The following is a 22,765-nucleotide window of genomic DNA, read 5'->3' on the forward strand; positions in this document are numbered from 1 at the left end:
CCCTTTTTTGTTGTCTTGATGGTTGGTCAGATGTTTCCACCTGACCGCAATCCTTATTTCAACGTCCGTTTCACTTCTTCACGGGTGAAGATCTCGATCACATCGTCGGGACGGATATCATCGTAGTTCTCAAACGCCATGCCACATTCCTGACCGGACTGCACCTCTGGCACCTCATCCTTGAAGCGTTTCAAGGTCTTTAGCGTACCCTCATGGATTACCACGTTGTCCCGCAGCAAACGCACACCGGCAGAGCGGCGCGCCACACCTTCGGTAACCAGACAACCGGCAACCTTGCCAACACCTGTGACCTTGAAGACCTCTTTGATATTCGCATACCCGATGAAGTTCTCTTTGATCTCATTGCTCAGCAGACCGGAAGCCGCCGCTTTCACATCGTCAACCAGATCGTAGATGACCGAGTAATAGCGGATCTCTACACCTTTCTGGTTTGCAGTGTTGCGCGCAGAAGCGTTAGCACGAACGTTAAAGCCCATGATCGGCGCACCGGATGCTTCGGCCAGACCAACGTCGGTCTCTGTGATCGCACCAACACCTGAGTGCAGAACGCGCACGCGCACCTCATCGTTGCCAATTTTCTCCATCGCCTGAACGATCGCTTCAGCAGAACCCTGAACATCCGCTTTCAGCAAGATAGGCAGCTCGCTGACATCTTCGTTGGCTTTGGCATTTGCCATCAGCTGTTCCAATGTCGTCGCCGCACCCGCAGCTGCGCGTTTGTCTTTCGCCGCGTTCGCACGGTAATCCGCAATCTCGCGCGCCTGCGCTTCGGTTTCGGTCACGTTCAACACATCGCCCGCTTCGGGTGTACCGTTCAGGCCCAGGACCTCAACAGGAACCGATGGACCAGCTTCCTTAACGCGGTTGCCCTGATCGTCGATCAACGCACGGACCTTACCGTACTGCTCACCCACAACAAAGATATCACCTTGGCGCAGCGTACCGTTCTGAACCAGAACCGTCGCCACTGGGCCACGTCCCACGTCAAGCTGTGCCTCGATCACGGCACCAACAGCGGCGCGATCCGGATTTGCTTTCAGCTCCAACAGCTCAGCCTGCAATGCAATCGCTTCAAGCAATTGATCCAGACCCTGCCCCGTGATCGCGGAAACCTCGACGTCCTGCACTTCACCGGACATTTTCTCAACGATAACCTCGTGTTGCAGCAGATCGGTGCGCACCTTATCCGCATTGGCCGCAGGGCGGTCGATCTTGTTGATCGCCACGATCATCGGCACATCAGCCGCTTTTGCGTGGGCAATCGCCTCCACCGTCTGTGGCATCACAGCGTCATCCGCCGCAACAACCAGTACAACAATATCAGTGACCTGTGCACCACGTGAGCGCATCGAGGTAAAGGCCGCGTGGCCCGGTGTATCAAGGAACGACAGCACCTGACCGCCATCGGTTGTCACCTGATAGGCACCGATATGCTGTGTAATGCCGCCGGCTTCTCCTGCAACAACCTTTGCGTTGCGGATCGCGTCAAGCAGCGATGTTTTACCGTGGTCAACGTGACCCATGATGGTGATAACCGGAGGACGGCCGATCAGATCTTTCGGATCGTCTTCGATTTCCTTGATCACGTCTTCGACGTCGGCATCGGACACCCGCACAACTTTGTGGCCAAACTCTTCGATGATCAGCTCGGCAGTATCCGCATCAATGGTTTCATTCTGTGTCACCATCAGACCATTGGTCATCAAAGCCTTAACAACAGCGCCGGTTTTCTCCGCCATACGGGCGGCCAGTTCGGACACCACGATCGCTGGTGGCAGATTGACGTTGCGAATGATCTTTTCGCGCTCGACGTTGCCGCCCATCGCTTTTTGACGCTGACGCTCCTGCTTGCGCTTCATCGCAGCCATCGAACGCTGACGCCCGCCTTCACCACCGGTCAGCGCCTGATTAACCGTCAACTTACCAGAGCGACGATTGTCGTCAGCGCGGTTTTTCTTGTTGGTTTCTTCGCGGTCACGTTCTGTTTTGCGAACTGCCGGACCCGGTGCCGCTTTATTGGGCGTCGGACGCGCAGCGGCCGGGGCTGCCGGTGCAGCGGCAGCGGCCTGTGCGGCAGCTTCTGCATCACGCTTGGCCTGTGCTTCTTCTTCGGCTTTCGCCTTCAGGCTTTCCTCGCGTTCACGATCTTCTTTTTCTTTTGCGTCAATCTCGGCACGACGGCGCTCGCGCTCTTCTGCGCGTGCTTTCTCTTCGGCCAACCGCGCGGCAGCTTCTTCAGCTTCGCGTGCCTTGGCCGCTTGAACCGCCTTCAGACGGCGCTCCATCTCCGCATCGGTGATCCCCGCAGGGCGTTTGGACGGATCCCCAACAGGACCGGCACCCGGGCCCGTCGGCTTTTGGCCGCCCGGCTTTGGCACCACAACGCGTTTGCGCTTGGTCTCAACCACAACGTTCTTGGTCCGCCCGTGGCTAAAGCTCTGCTTTACGTTGCTGGGACGCGAACCGCCCAGACCCAATGTTTTTCTGCCGTCTGTATCGCTCATTTAGCTCGTCATCCTTCCGGCTGGCCGCTGCCAGCCCCGTTTTGTCGCACGCCTTTTAGTCGTTGGGCTTCCTCTACAACACGCAGAGTGAGTCCACCAGAGGCGAGCGCCCCATGTATCACAGTTTGGCGTCCGAATGCCAAACCCAATTCATCCGCCGTCAGTACGCCAATGTAATGGCCGTAGTGTGGCGTGCTCAGTTTCGTTTTACCGCGTTCAGAACCGTCAGTGGCCTGAATAAGCACTTCGGCTTCTTCGTTCTGAAGCCAGCTTTTGACTTTTTCATACCCTGCAACGGCACGTCCGCCTTTGCGTTGCAGCGAGATCAGATCAACCACACGCCGCGCAAGCTGCTTTTCGACTTCCTCCAGCAGATCCTCCCGAACGGTGACCTGCATCTTTGCGGCGCGGGTAAACAGCTTTTTACTAATCGCCTGTTCAATCGCTGCGCGATCAGCGGCAACATACATACCACGTCCCGGCAATTTGCCCAAGATATCAGGAAACACCTGATTGTCCGGCCCCACCACAAACCGTACCAACCCATATTTAGGTTGGATTTCGCCCGTGGCAATGCACTTGCGGTCAGGACCGTTTTCCCGGTCTTTGGAGACGCCACCGCGGCTCATCAGGGACACCCGAGGCCTGAGATCAGGCCTCGACCTCCTGTTCTTCTGCATCGTCTTCTTCGGAGGCTTCCGCTTCCAGTTCCGCCGGATCAACCCAACCCAGCATCACACGGGCGGTCATGATCATGGCCTGCGCGTCTTCCAGTGAGACCTCAAAGGCTTCCAGCGATCCGTCGTCCTTCACACGTTCGCCGTCTACTGTTGTCCAGCCGCCGGCCAGCTCCCAATCCGCACAGGTTGCGAAATCTTCCAGCGTTTTCACACCATCCTTGGCCAGTGCTTCAATCATCTGGGGTGTCAGCCCGTCAAATTCAATAAGGCTGTCCTCGACACCCAATGCACGGGCCGCTTCCAACGCCGCCTTATTCTGCGCTTCCAGCACGTCTTGCGCGCGGGCCTGCAGCTCTTTGGCGGTATCTTCGTCAACACCATCAATCACCAGAAGTTCGCTCACTTCAACGTAAGCAACCTCTTCAAGGTTGGTGAACCCTTCGGAAACCAGCAGCTGGGCAAAGAATTCGTCCAGATCAAGATTGTCCATGAACAGCTTGGTGCGCAGTTCAAACTCGGCCTGACGGCGCTGGCTTTCCTGCTCTTCTGTCATGATATCAATGTCCAGACCGGTCAGCTGCGACGCCAGACGCACGTTCTGGCCACGGCGGCCAATCGCAAGGCTCAGCTGCTCTTCGGGCACGACAACTTCGATCTTGCCGGCTTCCTCGTCCAGAACAACCTTGGAAACTTCCGCAGGCTGCAAGGCATTCACAAGGAAAGTCGGCTGATCATCGTTCCAAGGAATGATATCGATCTTTTCGCCCTGCAATTCGTTCACAACGGCCTGCACACGGCTGCCGCGCATACCTACACAGGCACCCACCGGATCAATCGACCCATCATAGGAAATCACAGCAATTTTCGCGCGCGAACCGGGGTCACGGGCAACCGCCTTGATCTCGATGATGCCATCATAGATTTCGGGCACTTCCATCTTGAACAGCTCTGCCATGAACTCTGGCGCGGTGCGGCTCAGGAAAATCTGCGGGCCGCGCTGCTCGCGGCGCACATCCTTGATGTAAACGCGGATGCGATCATTCGGACGATAGGATTCCCGGCCGATCTTTTCATTGCGGCGCAGGATCGCTTCGCCAGCGCCCACATCGACGATAACGTTGCCATATTCTTCGCGCTTGACCAGACCGTTGATGATTGTACCGGCGCGGTCCTTGAATTCTTCGTACTGACGATCCCGCTCGGCTTCGCGGATCTTTTGCAGGATGACCTGTTTGGCGGATTGCGCCGCGATACGGCCCATTTCAACCGGCGGCACTTCTTCGATGAACTGCTGGCCGATTTCAGGATTGTCCATGTACTGCTTGGCCTGATCCACCGTGAATTCGGCCTGATAATTCTCGAGCTCGTCTTCCGCGACCACAGTGCGCACACGGGTGAATGTCGCACGACCAGTCTTGCGGTCAATCGACACATGGATGTCCATCTCAGCGCCGTAACGCGATTTCGCCGCACGGGCGAGCGATTCTTCCATCGCTTCGATGACCAATGCAGGGTCGATCATCTTTTCGCGGGCCACAGCCTCGGCGGTTTGCAACAGCTCAAGCTGGTTGGCAGATGTAATGGCCATTAGTCTTCTCCCTCGGCGGATTCTTCTTCAATAGAATCGAATTTGTCTTCGTCAATTGCGCCCGCCACTTTGCGTTGGCGCAGCATTTCTTTCATCAGCTCGTCCGTCAGCACCAGCTTGGCGTCTGACAGCCAGTCGAACTTCAGACCCACAGTGCCCTCTTCGACGTTGATCAATACCTCGTCACCGTCGATGCCAGCCAATTCACCTTTAAAGCGGCGGCGACCCCCGATCAATTCTTCGGTCTCGATCTTGGCCTCATAGCCTTCGAACATGTCGAAATCCTTGAGCCGTGTCAGCGGGCGGTCGATCCCGGGCGAGGACACTTCGAGCGTATATTCTTCAACAATCGGATCTTCGACGTCCAAAACAGCGCCCAGCGCTTGATTGATCTTAGCCAGATCGTCGACCTCAATCCCGCCATCGGGTTTGTCGGCCATAATCTGCAATGTCGTCACCTTGCCCGACATCAGACGCACGCGCACCAGCTCATAACCCATATCCTCGATCACCGGTGTGATGATTTCGGCCATGCGGCGGTCAATGGCGGCTTTGGCAATAAGGTCGTTGGTCATGATTTCCAGTCGATTATCACTAGGCACAAAAAAACGGGCGCGCGGCCCGTGTTCAAGATCGGTGGAGCGTTTGGTTTGGACCCGAGCGCGCCGCTGTTAAAGGCCGTATACGCAGAGACGGCTGAGTCTGCAAGGGCTGTTCACGCAAACCACCACCGCTCAGCCGCGCGCAGATTATCCAAGGGGCGCAGATGACTGATATTTGCGGGTTGCATCACGTCAGATGATACCGCCTGTGTCGGGTGGCGGTGATCCGGTTGCAAGGTGATGTCTGGCAGATCACCTACGGAGCCTGCCGCCGTAAGATCGACCGCATCAACCAGATATTCGCCCAAGGCCTGCCCGCGCACTGGTTCTGATGGGATCGAGGTCAGCTCTACCTCATCAAACCAACCGGCAGAATCCCCTTTGAAATGATCCGCGACACGCGTGGCCAACAGGCGTTGGCCGGGCGTGAAATGCGCAATCTGATAAAGGCCCGTGCCGACCCCACTTTCAGGCGCATGAGCAGAGCGGATATAATACTCCGGCTGGGCGAGGCGCATCGGCAGACGCGGATCCGCCTGATCCAATGTGAAAGACACCTGAAAATCACCAACCGCCCGCACCACGCCATCGGCAAATCCCGCAGCGCTTGCAACAACATCCTTGGCTGTAAACGCTTGACCATCATGAAATTTTACATCCTGACGCAGATCAAACAGCCAAACACGCGAATCGGATGATGATGTCCAACCTGTCGCCAATTCGCCGCGTAACGTGCCGTCGGCGGCAACTTCGGTAAGCGTGTCAAAGACAATGCCCTGCCGCGCGACCTGCATGAACAATCCGTTCCCACGCAACCATGTATCATCGCGTGCGGCACCAGACAGCGCCATCCGCAACCGGCCCCCGCGTGCGGGCGGGGCCGCGGATACACCGGTTGCCGCCAGCAATGCCGCTGCTGCCGCGCTGGAAAACAGCGCCCGACGATCCAGCAACGCGCGGCTCATCCTTGCGCCCCAATTCGATCCATCGCCCGTACCAGCTCTGCCGAGATCCCCGGTTCAGACAGAGCGTGACCTGCGTTGCGCACCATCTTCAACTCACATTGCATCCAGTTTTCCGCCAATTGATAGGCGCTGCCGGGTGGGCAAATCATGTCGTACCGCCCCTGCACGATCACGCCGGGGATATGCGAGATACGTAGCATATGTGCCAAAATCTGCCCGTCAAACTCCAGAAAACCCGCATTGGTGAAATAGTGATTCTCAAGCCGCGAAAATGCGCGGGCATATTCCGCCGGCCCTTCGTTTGACCCGCCAGTCGAATGGATCGACGCAAGCGCATTTTCCCAAGCGGCCCAGGCCCGGCCATATCGTTGCTCAACCGATATATCACCGGAAAAGAGCCGCCGATGATAGGCCTTGATCAGATCATCCTGTTCGTCCTCGGGGATCAGCGAGGTGAACCGCGCCCAAACCTCGGGCCAGAATTTGCCGGCCCCACCGCCGTAAAACCAATCCAGTTCCGATTGCATCATCAGGAAAACACCACGCAACACCAGATTGCGCACGGCCTCTGGGTGGGTCTGGGCATAGATCAGCGACAGGGTCGCGCCCCAGGATCCGCCAAAGACGATCCATTGCTCAATCCCCAACTCGCGACGAATCATTTCGATGTCTGCGACCAGATGCCACGTCGTGTTGTCAGTGACGCTCGCGTGGGGCTTGGAGCGTCCGCAGCCGCGCTGGTCAAACAGGATCACCCGGAACTTGGACGGATCAAAATAACGCCGCATAGAGGGGCTGCACCCCCCGCCGGGCCCACCATGTAGTACCACAACAGGGATTCCATCCGGGTTGCCGCATTGTTCGACATAGATGGTATGGCCCTGCCCAACGGCCAGCATCCGCTGATCGAAAGGGTCGATCGGCGGATAAAGATATTGAACAGCGCGTTTTTGATCGGGAAACTTGTCCATACCGGCCCTATATACGTCTCAGGTATACAAGAACATAGGGAGCGCGAAATGCAAACGGCTCAATCTACGGTAGACGCTGGGGAAATCGCCAAATTTGAAGCGATGGCCGCTGAATGGTGGGATTTAAACGGTAAATTCAAGCCCTTGCACATGTTGAACCCCTGCCGGTTGGATTACATCACCTCCCAAATCGCTGCTGAATTTGACCGTGACCTAACCTCCGAGGCTCCCTTCAAGGGACTGCGAATCCTCGACATCGGCTGTGGCGGCGGCTTGCTGTCCGAACCGATGGCGCGTCTGGGGGCCGAGGTTGTGGGCGCAGATGCTGCAGCGGGGAATATTCCGGTGGCCCGCGTGCATGCCGCCCAATCAGGGCTGATCATTGATTACCGTCATACCACCGCCGAAGATATGGCAGCCAAAGGTGAACAATTCGACGTGGTGCTGAACATGGAGGTGGTTGAACATGTCGCCTCTCCACCTGATTATCTGCGCGCCTGTCATGACCTGTTGAAACCCGGCGGGCTGCACATCTGTTCCACAATCAACCGCAATCCCAAGTCGTTTATGATGGCGATTGTCGGCGCGGAACACATCATGCGCTGGCTGCCGAAAGGCACTCATGAATGGTCCAAATTCATCACGCCGGACGAATTATTCGCCTTGCTCAGCAAAGCCGGGTTGGAACCTGTGGACCGCAAAGGGTTTGTGTTTAATCCGATTGCGTGGAGTTGGAGCCTGTCAGACAAAGACCTAAGCGTGAATTACGTCACTGCCAGCCTCAAGCCAGCTTCAGCCTGATCTCGCGCAGAATGGGCAGGGCCGCGCGGGCCTGCTCTTCGCCCAGATCCTCGACCACCTGATTGATCATCGGGGTAATCGCCGCCACAGCCGAATCGCGGGCGGTGCGCCCTGCCGGGCTGATGCCGACCATCTTGCGCCGCGCGTCGTCCCAATCAGGACGGATGTGCACATAGCCTGACCACTCCAGCTTGTTCAGCGTGTTGGTCATCGCCCCGCGTGTAACGCCAAACCGTTCGGCAAGCTGCGCAGGACGTGATTCGCCATCTTTCCGAGCGAGGTAGTTCAGGACCGAGAAATGCGAAATCTCCATACCTTTGGGCAACACGCGGGTCAGACGCCCACGCATGGAATGCTCTGCTGCCAGAATTTCGCTGAACAGCATGATGGCCAAGGTATTTTTATCATCGCTCATGCGTCGACCTGTATAGCACCCCTTTAGGGGCCGGAAAAGTTGCGGGCATTGGCAAGGCTTGGAACCCTGCGCCGCGCCGTCTCGCCTTTTTCCATATCCAGATCGAATTTGTAAACGCCAGAGGCCGTTCCGGCATCCAGAATGACCTCACCCCAGGGATCAACAACCAACGAATGCCCATAGGTATCGCGTGTCTTATGCGCAGCGCTTGCATGTGTGCCGGTTTGGGCCGGGGCAATAACAAAACATCCCGTTTCAATCGCCCGCGCGCGCAGGAGGGCATGCCAATGTGCGGCACCCGTAACCGGGGAAAATGCAGCAGGCACCGTCAGGATTTGCGCACCCGCCTTGGCCAAGGCCCGGTACAGATGTGAAAACCGTACGTCGTAACAGATGCTCATCCCGATCTTGGCAAAATCGGTCCGGGCCAGAACGGCGCGATCCCCCGGACGATACCCTTCGCTTTCGCGCCAGGTCTCTGTTTCACTGATCTGAACGTCAAACATGTGGATCTTGTCGTATTTCGCAACAATTTCCCCGTCCGGTCCGATCATGAAAGACCGGTTGGCAAACCGCTGGTCTGCATCATCCGTCTTCAGACCCAATGACCCGATCAACAACCAGACACCCGCCGCCTTTGCCTCAGCCCGCAGCGCGGCAAGGGTGATGTCATCCGCTTCGAATTGCAGCACCTCTTGCTGATGTTTCCGGCTGGTGGAAATGCAGTTTGTGACCTCGGGCGTCAAAATAAACTGCGCCCCATCGGCCACTGCCTTGCGAAACATTTCCTGCGTGACCGCAAGGTTTGCCACCGGATCATCGGTGACATTCAGCTGAAGGATCGCGGATTGCATCACGCCGCCAGCAGGGCATCAAGTTTGCCCGCGCGCTCCAGTGCGTGCAGCTCGTCACAGCCCCCAACATGAATATCACCGATGAAAATCTGCGGCACTGTGCGCCCGCCATTGGCCCGTTGTACCATCTCTGCTTTGCGCTCCGGCTGGGCCAGAACGTCAACTTCGGCGAAATCGACGCCTTTGGAAGACAGCAAACGTTTGGCCGCATGACAAAAGCCACAAAGCGGGGAGGTGTAAATTTCGACAGGTTTCATAACCGGTTCCTTTCAACATATAGGCTGCGCTTCGTCCGGGGCCTGCATCGCCCCCTTGCCCTGAAATCAATGATTTGCAGGAAGCTTGCGATGTTTCATGACCCAAGTCACAGGCGAAACGCATTGTTGAAAGATCATCTAAGCATCTTTGGCCACGCGCGCCAGTGTCACCACCATGACCGGGCCGGAGCCAGCATCAAGACAGGCCCGCGTGCAGGCCGCCAAAGTCGCCCCCGACGTCATCACATCATCCACCAGCAAAACAGGCCGGCCAATCAATCGATGCCGGCGCAAGGGGTGCACACGAATGGCATTCTCCAGCGCTGTGATTCTTTCGGCACGGCCCAGACCGTCCAAACTTTGCGTGCGCCTGATACGTTGCAGCAAATCAGGGGACCAAGGCCTATCAACCCTGCGTGACAGGGCTTTGGCCAGCAGTGCGGACTGGTTGAACCGACGTTTGATCATCCGCAACCAATGCAGGGGGACCGGTGCAATCAATGTGTTCGGCGTGACGATATCCGCCACCGCTTGCGACAGCCAAAGCCCGGCCGGATGCGCAATCTCCTGTCGGTCACCATGTTTCAACGCCAGCACCAGCTTGCGCCCGGTATCGCGATAGATCATTGCCGCGCGGCCTTTCGACCACGGTAGCGGATTTTCCATGCAGCGGTCACAATGTGGTGTGTCCCCTTCATCTGCCCCCGGCAAAGGCACACCACAGGAATCGCAAACCACCCCGCCAATAAATGCCGTATCGCGCCAACAGGCCCCGCACAGACCATAATCACCGTCGACAATCGCGCCACAAGTTAAGCAGCGCGCAGGGTAAACTGCGTCTAACCCTGTTTGAAGTCCGCGTAACAACGACATATTGGTTTCCAATGACCCAACAAACTCTCATGACCGACGCGGGGGCCCTCGCATTGCACCGCCACCGTGCGACGGCAGATGCCATGTTTCTGCACAATGCCGCCGCTGACGAGGTTCAGGATCGTATGCGGATGGTTAACAAGTCGTTTAACTCAGCCGCAATCGTGACCGGGCATGCCCCGGCCTGGGCTCCCTATTTCCCAAAGGCCACCCTGATCCCGGACAATGAAACACTGGCACTGCCAGTTGCCGCGCATGACCTTGTTGTCCATGCAATGGCCCTGCACTGGGCCAATGATCCGGTGGGCCAGCTGATTCAATGCCGCCGCGCGCTGATGCCTGACGGGCTTTTCCTGAGTGTGGCGTTTGGCGGGCAAACCCTTCACGAATTACGCGCCTGTCTGGGGCAAGCAGAGGCAAATGTGACCGGTGGCATGTCCCCACGGGTGGCCCCGATGGCAGATCTGCGTGATATGGGTGGGCTGTTGCAACGGGCGGGTTTTGCCCTGCCCGTCGCAGACAGTCAGACCCTGAAAGCGGAATACAGTGATATCTGGTCTTTGATGCGTGATCTGCGGGCCATGGGCGAAACCAACGCGCTTTCAACACGCCTGCGCCGCCCGACCCGCCGTGCCGTCCTGAATGTTGCGGCTCAGCTGTATCAAGACAACTTTGCCTCCGCGAATGGCAGGATCACGGCCACTTTCGATCTGATCTTTCTGACCGGATGGGCCCCTGCCGAAAGCCAGCCCAAACCACTGCGCCCCGGCTCTGCCCAACAGCGGCTTGCCGATGCTTTGGGCACGGGTGAGACAAAGTTACCCAATTGACGGCAGCCGTAATGCCCCTATTTGAACCGCAGCAAGCCACCTAAGGAACCGCCATGCCAGCCGCCTGTCCTGCTCATGCTAATGACGACCACCCCGCCATCCCGAAACAGCGCGTGGGCTTATTGCTTGCCAACCTGGGAACGCCGGACAACTATGACTATTGGTCGATGCGCCGCTATCTGAATGAATTCCTGTCAGACCGCCGGGTGATTGATTACAGCCCTTGGCTTTGGCAACCGCTGTTACAACTGATTATCCTGACCAAGCGCCCCTTCACTTCTGGTGCCGCGTATAAATCCATCTGGAACCACGAGGCAGGCGAAAGCCCTCTGTTGACGATCACCAAATCGCAAACCGCCAAAATTGCCGAAAGCATGAAAACGCTTTATGGTGACGATGTGATGGTTGATTACTGCATGCGTTACGGCAACCCCTCGACCAAATCCAAGGTTGCAGCGATGACTGCGGCGGGCTGTACTAAAATCCTGTTTTTCCCGCTTTACCCACAATATGCCGGTGCCACATCTGCCACCGCATGTGACGCCTTCTTTGCCGCATTGGGTGATGAGAAATGGCAACCGATTGCCCGCGTGGTCGAACCCTATTTTGATCGTCCCGACTATATAGAGGCGCTCGCCACATCAATTGAAACCGCCTATGCCAAGGCTGAAAAACGCCCGGACCTGCTGATCTGTTCCTATCATGGTGTACCGATCCGCTACCTGACCGAAGGGGATCCCTATCATTGCCAATGCCAGAAAACGACTCGCTTGCTGAAAGAGCGTCTGGGGTGGAGGGACACCGAGATCATGACGACTTTCCAGTCGAAATTCGGCCCGGAAGAATGGCTTCAACCCTACACCGTCGAAGAGGTCGCGCGCCAAGCCGAAGCAGGTAACAAGAACATCGCCGTCTGCGCCCCAGCGTTCTCCGCTGATTGCATCGAGACCCTTGAAGAGATCAACGAAGAGATCAAGGAAAGCTTTGAAGAGGCGGGTGGCGAGCATTTCACATATATTCCCTGCCTCAACGACGATGACCTGCACATTCAGGCGCTCTCCGCCACTATCGAAGAGAACCTGAAAGGCTGGCTTGAGCCGGCTTGAGGTTCTGGCAGTTAGAAATGCGATGAAACGACACATCTCAAGCGTTTCAAATCCCTGGGTTCGCGCAAATGCTGATCCCGTATCCCTGGCCCCGCATTTGACTATGCGTGGTCAATCAACCCTCACACCCCGCTGATCTGCGAGCGCAGTTGCACCGAGTGCGTATGGTCATTGAATAAGAGAATCCCTGCGCGGTACGGGCTGAAGGTCAGGGCCTATTCAGGCATGATCGCACCACGATGCTGAACCACTTTGGCTGCCAGACGATGACCCGCCATCAAAGCCTCTGACTGAGATTTCCCCGTCATAAGTGCACCCAGATACCCGCCGTTAAAGCTGTCTCCGGCGGCGGTTGTATCAACCACTGATCCCGCAGGCGCATAGGTTTGGACCACCTGCGATCCCAAAGACATTGGCCCCTCCTCCCCCCGCTTCAGCGCACCTTGTCCAAGATGTGCAGCGAAACGCCGCTCTACCTGTTCGGCTGTTTCGTCAAAAAGCGCCATCTCATCATCAATCGACGGTAGCGCCACATTGGCACGCTGCCACATTGCTGTGGTGATCTGTTGTGCATGCGCCTGACCTTCCCAAAGCCGGGGGCGGTAATTGCTGTCATAGATGACCTTAACCGGAGAAGACCCAAGCCATTCGATCAACGCAGTCCTGACAGCATGTGGCAGGATCGCCATCGAAATACCGGAAAGATAAACGGCGTCATAGACCGCCAGAGCGCTGAAATCGTGATCCGAAAACAACTGCCGCGCCGCAGAGGCATTGCGCCAATAGGTGAAGCTGCGTTCACCCACATCCGTGGTGGTAATGGCATATAAACCGGGTGACGCCCCGTTGATCCGACGGATCGCTGCAACGCCTACCCCTTGGGAGGAAATGAAATCGGAAATGCGCTGGGAAAACGAATCCTCCCCAAGGCAGGTGACAAAATCAACCTGCACGTCCGGGGCTGACCGATACAGATAGATCGCGGTATTCAACGTGTCACCGGCAACGCCAACCTTTGGCGTTTCCCCGGCGAGTGACAGCTCAATCATCGCCTCGCCAATACAGGCTATCCGCATTATCCCTGCTCTCTTTTCCAAATGATCAGACCGGCCCCCATGATCACCACGGCCCCAGATATCGTCCAGATGTCAGGCACAGTTCCGAACAACAGATACCCCCAGATCGCAACATAGATCAGGAAGGAATAGGTAAATGGCATCAACTGGTTGGCACTGCCAAATCGGTGCGCATTGGTCAACAGTTGATGCCCTGCCCAGCCCATGGCACCTAGGCCGATCAGCACAACCATCGCCCAGCTTGACGCGGGTGGCACCCATGTACAGATCGCAAACGGCAGCAGGATCAGGGTGCCAACAAGACCCAGATAGAGCTGCATGGTTTCCACCGCCACGATCCCCGAAAGCCTGCGGGTCATGATCGAATAGAAGGCCAGCGCGGTTGCATTATAAAGAATAAGCAGCATGGCAGGATGAAAGGCGGTGCCAAAAGGCCGGACAACAATCAAAACACCCACAAACCCAAGCAGGATTGCACCCCAACGCCAGCGCCCAACCTTTTCGCCCAACACGGAAATCGACAGAAAACATACGATGACCGGGCTGGAGAACATGATCGCCGACACAACCGTCAGCGGAAGAAACTGCAGCGCATAGAAGTTGCACAGGGTTGCGGTGACCAGCAGCACGGCGCGGCTGACCACTTGCCACAGGTGGTCCGTCTTGAACCGATCCAGCGTCAGGCCACCACCCGCCACAACACCAATCGAGATCGCGAAATGCCCTGCGTAGCGCATGAACGCCAGCTGAAACGCTGGAACACCCGCCACCGCCAGCCATTTCGCACCGGTATCCACCAGAGAAAACAACAGCCATGCCGCCAACATCAAAACAATACCAAAGCGTGGCAAATCTACGTTGGAACGGGCGGTGACGGCCATCTGCTAGCCTTTGAAGTGGTTGGCGTAGAAATCGACCATCTGGCTAACCATTTCCTCTCCTTGCCCACTGTCGCGTGCCTTGTTCAGCGCAGTAAGCGTGCCTTTCGACATCATGGAATCCACACCCGCATCATCGGCCATCCGGGCGTAATACCCAACATCCTTGGCCGCATTCTTGATTGCAAAGGCAAGCATCGTCGGATCCTTATCCACCCCGTAGGCTTTGACAAAATCCATCATGCCGGAATGCAATGGGCCAGCGGCCATGACATCATATAATTGCGCCCGGTCAACCCCGGCGACATCCGCCATAGCAAATGCTTCGGCCATCGCATTCGCCACCGTCATGCCAAAGAAATTATTGATCAGTTTGATGGTATGCCCCGATCCGACAGCCCCAAGGTGAAAAACGTTTTCGCCTAGATCCTTCAGCACCGGTTCGACCGCATCAAAAGCTGCCTTGTCACCAGAGGCCATGATATTCAGCAACCCATCCTTGGCATGGGATGGCGTGCGGCCCAAAGGCGCGTCAAGGAAACTGCCGCCCGCGGCACCAACCTCCGCCGCCAGCGCGCGCGAGCTGCCCGGCAACGACGTGCCGAAATCAACCACGGTGGCCCCTTTGCGCAGCCCGGCAATGACACCCTGATCACCACGCATGCGCGATTCCACATGATCCGACGTACCCATACAAAGCATCACAATATCGCTTGCCTCGGCCACGGCTTTTGCATTTTCCGCCTCAACGGCCCCGCGTGCGATGGCGGCATCCAGATAGGTCCGGTCGCGGTTGCCCAGCACCGTCACATCATAGCCAAGATCCTGCAGGCGACCCACCATTGCGCCGCCCATCAGGCCTAGGCCAATAAATCCGATTGTTGGTTTGCTCATGTCACGTCCTTTCAAACATTTCGAAAATGCGTTTCTGCATCATGCTGTTCTGATCTTGTCGGCTGTGGGCCAGTTGGGTGCCACAAGCTGGGCTTCGATTCCCGCTGCCAGCTCCAATGTGCGGGCCGCATCCGCCACATCAATCAAGGGGGTCGCACCCTCTATGACCTCAAGAAAATGATCAAGCTGCGCGGCAAGCGGCGGGAGAGTATTTTCAGCACGGTCTAGGGGAACCTGCTGCGCCGCAGTTCCCCAATCCGTACCGTTCCACACCGTCATCGAGGGGAAACTGACAGCCCCCCTTGTGCCAGTGATCCACAACATATCCTGACCTGTGGTGCCGATGTTCGGGTTCTCTCCGGTACCGGCCTCAAACCCCCACGGCGAAGGCGCGCTATCGGCAAAACCGATCGTACCTGTTGCACCGTTTTCAAAAGCCAGCGCAATTGCACCGCTTTCAATGCGTTCGCCATCCCGGTGGTTCTTACCGCGTAACGCCACTGTTTCGCTGATTTCACCGATACAGAACCGCAGCAAATCAATATCATGAACAAGGTTGATCATCACCGGGCTGCCCCCTGCCGCCCGCCAGTTGCCTTCAAAATAGCCAACCGGTTTGCGCATCGCCCAGATCAACATGGTGTTGATAACCTGCCCGATGTCACCCTGTTCAATCAGCGTCTTTAGCTGTTGAACACTGGCGTGGTACCGCCGGTGATGTCCAACCAACGCACGCAGGTTCGTCCCCTGTAATGCGTCCTTCAATACCTGTGCTTGTTGCAGCGTTGCGGTCACCGGTTTTTCGATCAACATGTGCCAACCCCGTGCCGCGGCGACCCTGCCATGCTCGGCGTGCAGCGCCGTCGGGGTGGCAATGATCACGCCATCCACCGTGTCGCTGACATCGTCCATTGTAGCAAACCGCGCTGTATCCGCATTAACCGACATTTCAGGATCAACCAAGCCAACCAGTTGGCATCGCTCATGGCCCTGCACCGCATGGACATGGCGCATACCGATCAGACCGCCGCCGATGATCAAAATGCGTTTCACATCACCGCTCCGATTTGCCAGGGTACAAATTCGTAATCCCCCAGACCCTGTGCCTCGGATTTGGTCACCTCACCTGATGCAACCCGCAGGAACATCTGATAAATCTCGCGACCCTTGTCTTCGATACTGATGCCTTTTGACAGAACCTCGCCCGCATCGATGTCCATATCTTCATGCATGCGCGTTGCCATTTCAGTATTGGTGGCAATCTTGACTGTCGGTGCTGGTTTAGACCCAAAGGCCGATCCGCGTCCGGTTGTGAAGCACACTAGATTGCATCCCCCGGCAATTTGCCCGGTAACCGACGCAGGATCATAACCGGGAGAATCCATAAACGTGAAACCCCGCGCGGTTACTGGCTCTGCATATTTGAAAACGCCAGTCAGCGGGCTGGTCCCGCCCTTTGCCGCCGCGCCCAGCGATTTCTCAAGGATTGTCGTCAGCCCGCCCTTTTTGTTGCCGGGAGACGGGTTGTTGTCCATCGAACCCTTGTTGCGGGCTGTGTAATCTTCCCACCATTTTATCAGACGGATCAGTTTTTCACCGGTTGCCTGATCCACCGCGCGCCGGGTCAATAAATGCTCCGCACCATAGATCTCGGGCGTTTCGGCCAATACGCCTGTCGCCCCTTGGGCTGTCAGCAGATCACACGCATGGCCCAGCGCGGGATTTGCCGTGACCCCGGACCATGCATCAGAACCACCGCATTGCAGCGCGACCATCAATTCGGATGCAGGGCATTCCGTCCGCCTTGCCTTGTTTGCAATCGGCAGCATCGCTTTGATCTTGTCGATGCCCATTTCGACCGTGCGGCGCAGGCCCGCAACATTCTGGATGTTCATCGTTTGAAAGACCGGGCTTTGTTTCAGACCATATGCCTCCAGCAGCCAATCAATCTGGTTCATCTCACATCCCAGACCCACCATCAAAACAGCTGCGTGATTAGGGTGTTTGGCATAACCCCACATTACGCGTTGCAGGGCCTCGAACCCGTCACCGTCCCCCGCCATGCCACAACCGGTGCCATGCACGAAGGCCGCGACCCCATCAACATTGGTATATTCTGCCAGAACCTCGGGGGTAAAATGATCCGCGATCATCCGCGCGGCGGTGGCGGAACAATTCACCGATGTCACGATGGCGATGTAATTGCGCGTACCGACGCGGCCATTCTCCCGACGATACCCCATAAAGCTGTCTTGGGTCTTGGCCGTCGCCACCGGGCGCAAATCAGTTGAAAATTCGTAAGCTCTATCCGTATTTCGGAAAGCCACGTTATGCGTGTGCACGTGATCGCCCGCCGCGATATCTTCCGACGCATAGCCGATCAGCTGCGCATATTTTCGTACCGGATCACCTGCGGACATTGCTTTGGTTGCAACCTTGTGACCAGAGGGGATCGATGCAGTTGTCACCACATCTTCAATCTGTGTTCCGGCTTCAAGCGGTCGGGTCGCGGTGACCACCGTATCCGCGCGGTCTAAACGTACAAAATCCATGGTCCCCTCAGAGCAACAAAGAAATGATATTGGGCCAGATCAACAACACCGAAAGCGCGAGGATCTGGATGCCGATAAAAGGCAGGAACCCCCGAAAGATATCTGTCAGGCTGATATGGGGCGGTGCCACTGATTTCAGGTAGAACGCCGCAGGCCCAAAGGGTGGCGACAGGAAACTGACCTGCATGTTCATGCAAAAGACCACACCAAACCAGATTGCCACATGTTGCGGCTCAAGCTGGCCGATAAACCCGATTTCCTCAATCGGCAGGCGCAAAACGATGGGCAGGAACACAGGAATGATCAGCAGTACAATGCCAACCCAATCCATGAACGCGCCCATGAACAGCAGGATCACCATCATCGTCAGGATCACCCCCATGGTGGGGAGGTCCTTGCCCACAATCAAATCCGCCACATATTGTGGCCCCCCTGCAATGGTATAGGCCCCCGCAAGCGATGCTGCGCCAATGGTGACCCAAATGATTGTGCCGGTCGAACGCAGGGTCCGCATCAGGCTTTCCCAGACCAGTTCAAACGACCCTTCACCGCGCAGGATGGCGATGATCAGAACCGCCGCTGCCCCCATGCCGGCCGCTTCAGTTATACCGGTTATACCGCCATAGATTGACCCCATCACAACGCCGATCACAACCATGGGGGCGACCAGCCCCTTGCCCATCTTCCAACCAATTTTCGCGCGTTCCTTGCCAAAAACAAAATAGATCAGCAGTAGCGCGGCAATGGTGATGCCCGCCAACCAAGGCATATGTGCAGCAGTGCCAAGCCGCGCAGGATCGCCGTCACTGGCCGCGTTAGAGCCTGACAATTCAAAGAAGGCGGCGCGCAGGAACAGGAAGGCGGCAAAACCTGCGACCACGATGGACATAAACGCCATGAACAACAGGCGTTTCTCGCCGCGCGGCGGATCATTTGGATCTTCCTCCGGCAGTGGCGCATCTTCAGGGTGCAGTTGGGTGCGGATGATGATGTAGGTGATGATCATCGAGGCCAGCATAAAGCCGGGAATGAAAGAGGCCGTGAACAATGCTTTGATCGAAGTCTCGGTGATCAGACCATAGATGATCAGCACAATTGACGGCGGGATCATGGTGCCCAAAGAACCGGAGGCACAGATCACACCGATTGCAAGGTTCTGATTATATCCCAGACGCAACATCTGCGGCAGGGCGATCAGGCCCAGCAACACCACCTCACCCCCGATAATCCCTGACATCGCAGCCATGATCACAGCCATGACAGACGTCACAATCGCGATGCCACCACGGGTACGGGAAAGCCAGACATTCAACGAGGAATACATATCCTTCGCAATGCCAGAACGCTCAAGCAAAGACGCCATAAAGATGAACAACGGCACGGATATCAGAACATAATCCGTCAACAGCCCGTATATTTTCTGCGCCAATATATACAGCGGCCCGGTGCCCGGCCTGCCCGTCAATATGCCATCCCCGAAACTAAACGGGTTTGTCAGCAAGGCCGGTTCAAACTTCATCACCAGAACCAGCACAGCAAGCGAAGCTGATGCCAGGCCAAGCGGCATCCCAATCGCCAGCAATACGATAAGCGCCAGCATCAGGATCAGCGAAATTGTTCCAATATCCATCAGTCCTGCCCCACTGCACGTTTCATCGCATCGATCTCTTCCTGATCCGGCTCATCGGTGTGAACCTCTGGCATCTTGTTCCAATCCTGAAACAGGTTCAGCACCGCCTGCAGGGCAACCAGCGTAATCACGATCAACACCATCGGCTGCAAGGTGGCGGGGATCGGCGGGTTGAAAGCAGAGCCGTACAGCTCCCATTTATAGAGCTTGTTCACAAAGACCTGTTTGTAGCTGCCGTAGACCAGAAAGAAGGCAAACAGCACGATCAACAGGGTCGAGACGCTATCAAACACCCGTTGCAGCCAACGGGGCACCAGATCATAGAGCAGGAAGATGCGGATATGGCTGCGCTGCTGCATGGCGTAAAACCCTGACAGCAAGAAAGTGAAGCTGGCGAACCACAGGGTCATCTCGTTTGCCCACTCGGTTGGCTTTTCCATGATGTAGCGCATGAAAACCTCGTAAAGCATCACAAGGGTCATCACCGCGATCATCATCATCGTCACCCGCCCGATGAAAAGGGCCGCGCGATCTAGGGTACTGGCTCCCGGAAGCTCCATCCCGGAAGGACGCACCCCCCGCGCCCCGATAAACCCGATGATCGGCGTCAGGATCAGAGCGGAGAGATCAACAATGTCGATATGCCCACCAAAGATGCCCGGCAGATTCGGCGTAACATCAGATCGCAGATAGATCGCTTCGACCTGCCCGCGCAAACTGTCAGAGGTATAGGGAATCCAATCCAGCAGGAAAGCCGGCAAATGCCAGACCAGCCACGCCGTGGTGGCGACAAAAGCAAGAGGGACAAGCCATTCGGAAATCTCACCAGTGCTTCTTTGCATTCCCGTTGCCCCCAAACCTAAACATCTATTTCGTAGTGTTTTATGAAATCCGTATCAGGCGTCACGCCGATCCCTGCGCCGGTTGGAATAGCAACCCGCCCGTTGTTGGCCTTGACCTGCGCCTGAATGTCCAACGGTTCGACCAGCAGCTGATCGCGGAATTTGTTGTCTGTTGTGTCAAACTCCAGCATCGGCTCCCATGGATGCAATCCACCCGGCAGCGGTGGCATAGCGGCAAGCAATTGCAGATTGGTCGCAACGGCAATCGCGCTGCCCCAGACGTGATTGATAACGGGCGTGAAATGCGCGTGGCATAGGGCAAGAACACGCAAATATTCGCTGACTCCGCCCAGTGCACAGACCTCTGGCTGCGCGATATCAAGGCCGCGGTTCTCTAGAATGCTGCGCCAGCCCCAACGATTAAATTCTGCCTCGCCACCGGAAATGTTCACACGCAGGCCCGCGCGCAATTCGCGATAACCCTCCAAATCTTCCGGCGCGATGGGCTCTTCGAACCAATAGGCATCAAGCTCTTCCAAGGCCCGCCCTACATAAAAGGCGTCCGACGTGGTGTAGCAATGGTTGGCGTCGACCATGAACCGAAAATCGTCGCCAACACCGCGCCGCACCGCTTTGCAAAGCTGCACATCGGGCTTCGGACCAAACCCGACCTTCATCTTGGTTGCGGCAAACCCCATACCCTTGATCGCTGCCGCCTCATCTTCAAACCGCGCCGCCAGTTCCAAGACCGGTTCATCACGCAACATCATGCCATATCCATAACATGGCACATCATCGCGATGGGCCCCGCCGATCATCTTGTGCAGGGATAGACCCGCCACCTTGCCGGCAATATCCCACAGGGCAATATCCACACCGGACAGGGCCTGCATCGGCATCCCTTTCTGTCCGTGATCTCGCAGAAGGTTGTATACCCTGTGCCAAATCACGTCCCGATCCATCGGATCCATCCCCAGCACCATCGGCTGGATCACCTTCTCCACAATCCCTTTATTTGCAATTGCAATATTGCCCGGACCAAAACACTCGCCCCAACCGGTCACGCCTTCATCCGTCTGCACCTCAACCAGATGCGCGGACCGCTTGGCGTAATACTGCTGCGAATACCCCAGAACCTCGGGCAAATCGTAAGACAGCACATGGCTGATGATGCGGGTGATTTTCATGGTGTTCCGAAGGTCAGAGGGGCAAGCGGCAAGGCCATGTGAACAGCCTTGCCGCATAGTCAGCTCAGCAAAAGCTGCTGATCACTTCATCGCACCCATGTCCTTGAGAAAGGAAATATGGCTTTCGAGAAGCGCCGTAGCCTCCGGTGTTGTTGCAAACTCCGTCCAGCCGATTTGCACAGCAGCACGGTATTTAGCCAGATCCTCAGGTGTCCATTCATACAGGTTCACACCCTTGGCCGTCAGATCCTTGGCCGTCTGGGCGTTCTGCACCTCGTTAATGGTCGCATTGTGCAAGGCAAGGCTGTCCATGGCGACTTGCATGATGCGTTTATGGTTCTCCGGCATCGCGTCCCAAACATCCTTGCGGCAGGCAAGGTGGTCAGCGGGCATCGAGTGGAAGCCCGGAAAGTTGGTATGTGTTGCGATGTCATACAGGCCCAAACCAACGTTATTCGTCAGGTTCGCCGCATCGGCCCCGTCAATGATACCTGTCTCAAGCGCGGTAAAGATCTCGTTGAAATCCATCACAATCGGGGATGCGCCCATCGCCGCAAAAACCTTGGTCGCAAGACCGGGAGGTGAGCGGAACTTCCAATCCTTGAAGTCATCCGCATTACGGATCGGCGATGTTGAAGCCAGCGATTCAGGGCCGGGAATCCACCAGCCAATGAATTGCATATCATAGCCATTATAAAGATCGTTCAGCGCGGCACGCCCGTCACCATGCAGCAACCATGCCATCTGCTGATAGGGGTTTTGATAGCCGCCCATCAGGTCACCGGCAAACTGAAACGCCGGGTTTTTACCCGTCTGATAGGCACCTCCGGTCATGTCACAATCAAGAATACCAGTTGCAGCTGCGTCAAAGGTTTCCACCGATTTCACAACAGAAGAGGAATAGAACATCTCTATCGCGATCTCGCCATTCGACATGGTCTGCACATCATCGATATACTTGGCGGCCATCTTGCCCGAGAGCGTTTCCGGCGAGAAATGTGTCTGAATGCGCAGCTTCGTTGATGCATGGCCATCTGCCATCGCGGTTCCGGCCGCCATCGCCGCAGCGACGGCCACTGAGGCCGCTGTCTTGAATAGTTTCATGTTGTCCTCCCAGACGTTGAGCGTGATATCGGAGGTCTGCATGCCCCCGCTCGAAAAACGCCGCTTGATGGTAGGCTCGCGAATCAAATCCAACAAGAAAAAAGTGAAATTCTTAAAAATTTCGAGATTATACTG

The 22,765-nt window shown here is 56.4% G+C and carries 22 protein-coding genes and 1 pseudogene; 3 read left to right on the forward strand and 20 right to left on the reverse strand.

Annotated features, from left to right (window positions below):
• Positions 1-53 precede the first annotated feature (53 nt).
• The 6 genes from infB to pip form a co-directional block, all read right to left on the reverse strand.
• The gene (gene infB, locus QQL78_RS15315) at positions 54-2,525 is read right to left on the reverse strand and encodes a translation initiation factor IF-2 (protein ID WP_284374681.1); all 2,472 of its coding nucleotides are present in this window, start codon (positions 2,523-2,525) and stop codon (positions 54-56) included.
• 8 nt (positions 2,526-2,533) lie between these two features.
• Entirely contained in the window at positions 2,534-3,154 is a 621-nt protein-coding gene (locus tag QQL78_RS15320; protein WP_284374682.1) for an RNA-binding protein, read from the reverse strand.
• Between the two features lie 22 nt (positions 3,155-3,176).
• Positions 3,177-4,793 carry a transcription termination factor NusA gene (gene nusA, locus QQL78_RS15325; RefSeq protein WP_284374683.1) on the reverse strand — a complete coding sequence of 539 codons (1,617 nt, stop codon included), beginning with the start codon at positions 4,791-4,793 and terminating at the stop codon, positions 3,177-3,179.
• Positions 4,793-5,368 (reverse strand): ribosome maturation factor RimP, encoded by a 576-nt coding sequence (gene rimP, locus QQL78_RS15330; RefSeq protein ID WP_284374684.1) that lies wholly within the window; start codon positions 5,366-5,368, stop codon positions 4,793-4,795. The genes nusA and rimP overlap by 1 nt, the downstream gene beginning before the upstream one ends.
• Positions 5,369-5,508: 140 nt before the next feature.
• Positions 5,509-6,360: an ABC transporter substrate-binding protein gene (locus QQL78_RS15335; RefSeq protein WP_284374685.1), complete on the reverse strand. Its 852-nt coding sequence runs from the start codon at positions 6,358-6,360 to the stop codon at positions 5,509-5,511.
• Positions 6,357-7,331 (reverse strand): prolyl aminopeptidase, encoded by a 975-nt coding sequence (gene pip, locus QQL78_RS15340; RefSeq protein ID WP_284374686.1) that lies wholly within the window; start codon positions 7,329-7,331, stop codon positions 6,357-6,359. The genes QQL78_RS15335 and pip overlap by 4 nt, the downstream gene beginning before the upstream one ends.
• A gap of 48 nt (positions 7,332-7,379) precedes the next feature.
• On the opposite strand from pip, the gene ubiG reads away from it, so the two are divergent.
• Positions 7,380-8,132, forward strand: coding sequence for a bifunctional 2-polyprenyl-6-hydroxyphenol methylase/3-demethylubiquinol 3-O-methyltransferase UbiG (gene ubiG, locus QQL78_RS15345; protein WP_284374687.1), 753 nt, complete (start codon positions 7,380-7,382; stop codon positions 8,130-8,132).
• Here ubiG and QQL78_RS15350 read toward each other — a convergent pair.
• The 5 genes and pseudogenes from QQL78_RS15350 to QQL78_RS21645 form a co-directional block, all read right to left on the reverse strand.
• Positions 8,113-8,547, reverse strand: coding sequence for a MarR family winged helix-turn-helix transcriptional regulator (locus tag QQL78_RS15350; RefSeq protein ID WP_284374688.1), 435 nt, complete (start codon positions 8,545-8,547; stop codon positions 8,113-8,115). The two genes, ubiG and QQL78_RS15350, sit on opposite strands and share 20 nt — an antisense overlap.
• 23 nt (positions 8,548-8,570) lie before the next feature.
• Positions 8,571-9,401 (reverse strand): carbon-nitrogen hydrolase family protein, encoded by an 831-nt coding sequence (locus QQL78_RS15355; RefSeq protein WP_284374689.1) that lies wholly within the window; start codon positions 9,399-9,401, stop codon positions 8,571-8,573.
• The gene (grxC, locus tag QQL78_RS15360; protein ID WP_284374690.1) at positions 9,401-9,658 is read right to left on the reverse strand and encodes a glutaredoxin 3; all 258 of its coding nucleotides are present in this window, start codon (positions 9,656-9,658) and stop codon (positions 9,401-9,403) included. Before grxC ends, QQL78_RS15355 begins: the two co-directional genes overlap by 1 nt.
• A 138-nt stretch (positions 9,659-9,796) precedes the next feature.
• Complete coding sequence (locus QQL78_RS15365; protein ID WP_348540765.1) at positions 9,797-10,324, reverse strand: ComF family protein; 528 nt, start codon at positions 10,322-10,324, stop codon at positions 9,797-9,799.
• Positions 10,325-10,333: 9 nt separating this feature from the next.
• Positions 10,334-10,531, reverse strand: a pseudogene (locus QQL78_RS21645) (double zinc ribbon domain-containing protein); the annotation flags it as partial.
• A gap of 11 nt (positions 10,532-10,542) precedes the next feature.
• Here QQL78_RS21645 and QQL78_RS15370 point away from each other — a divergent pair.
• Entirely contained in the window at positions 10,543-11,361 is an 819-nt protein-coding gene (locus QQL78_RS15370; RefSeq protein WP_284374692.1) for a methyltransferase domain-containing protein, read from the forward strand.
• A gap of 53 nt (positions 11,362-11,414) precedes the next feature.
• Positions 11,415-12,467: a ferrochelatase gene (gene hemH, locus QQL78_RS15375; RefSeq protein ID WP_284374693.1), complete on the forward strand. Its 1,053-nt coding sequence runs from the start codon at positions 11,415-11,417 to the stop codon at positions 12,465-12,467.
• A gap of 215 nt (positions 12,468-12,682) precedes the next feature.
• Here hemH and QQL78_RS15380 read toward each other — a convergent pair whose 3' ends face one another.
• The 9 genes from QQL78_RS15380 to QQL78_RS15420 all read right to left on the reverse strand — a co-directional run bounded on the left by QQL78_RS15380 (position 12,683) and on the right by QQL78_RS15420 (position 22,630).
• Complete coding sequence (locus QQL78_RS15380) at positions 12,683-13,543, reverse strand: sugar kinase (RefSeq protein WP_284374694.1); 861 nt, start codon at positions 13,541-13,543, stop codon at positions 12,683-12,685.
• The gene (locus QQL78_RS15385) at positions 13,543-14,424 is read right to left on the reverse strand and encodes a DMT family transporter (protein WP_284374695.1); all 882 of its coding nucleotides are present in this window, start codon (positions 14,422-14,424) and stop codon (positions 13,543-13,545) included. The genes QQL78_RS15380 and QQL78_RS15385 overlap by 1 nt, the downstream gene beginning before the upstream one ends.
• A 3-nt stretch (positions 14,425-14,427) precedes the next feature.
• Entirely contained in the window at positions 14,428-15,330 is a 903-nt protein-coding gene (locus tag QQL78_RS15390) for an NAD(P)-dependent oxidoreductase (protein ID WP_284374696.1), read from the reverse strand.
• Positions 15,331-15,354: 24 nt separating this feature from the next.
• The gene (locus tag QQL78_RS15395) at positions 15,355-16,368 is read right to left on the reverse strand and encodes a Gfo/Idh/MocA family protein (RefSeq protein ID WP_284374697.1); all 1,014 of its coding nucleotides are present in this window, start codon (positions 16,366-16,368) and stop codon (positions 15,355-15,357) included.
• Positions 16,365-17,867 (reverse strand): UxaA family hydrolase, encoded by a 1,503-nt coding sequence (locus QQL78_RS15400; protein WP_284374698.1) that lies wholly within the window; start codon positions 17,865-17,867, stop codon positions 16,365-16,367. The genes QQL78_RS15395 and QQL78_RS15400 overlap by 4 nt, the downstream gene beginning before the upstream one ends.
• 7 nt (positions 17,868-17,874) lie before the next feature.
• On the reverse strand, positions 17,875-19,497 hold the full coding sequence (locus QQL78_RS15405; protein WP_284374699.1) for a TRAP transporter large permease: 1,623 nt from the start codon (positions 19,495-19,497) through the stop codon (positions 17,875-17,877).
• Positions 19,497-20,339 carry a TRAP transporter small permease subunit gene (locus QQL78_RS15410; RefSeq protein WP_284374700.1) on the reverse strand — a complete coding sequence of 281 codons (843 nt, stop codon included), beginning with the start codon at positions 20,337-20,339 and terminating at the stop codon, positions 19,497-19,499. Before QQL78_RS15410 ends, QQL78_RS15405 begins: the two co-directional genes overlap by 1 nt.
• Before the next feature lie 17 nt (positions 20,340-20,356).
• Positions 20,357-21,526: a mandelate racemase/muconate lactonizing enzyme family protein gene (locus QQL78_RS15415; RefSeq protein WP_284374701.1), complete on the reverse strand. Its 1,170-nt coding sequence runs from the start codon at positions 21,524-21,526 to the stop codon at positions 20,357-20,359.
• Between the two features lie 81 nt (positions 21,527-21,607).
• Positions 21,608-22,630 (reverse strand): TRAP transporter substrate-binding protein, encoded by a 1,023-nt coding sequence (locus QQL78_RS15420; RefSeq protein ID WP_284374702.1) that lies wholly within the window; start codon positions 22,628-22,630, stop codon positions 21,608-21,610.
• Positions 22,631-22,765 lie beyond the last annotated feature (135 nt).

The sequence above is a fragment of the Sulfitobacter pacificus genome (genome assembly GCF_030159975.1).
GTDB classification, from domain to species: Bacteria; Pseudomonadota; Alphaproteobacteria; order Rhodobacterales; family Rhodobacteraceae; genus Sulfitobacter; species Sulfitobacter pacificus.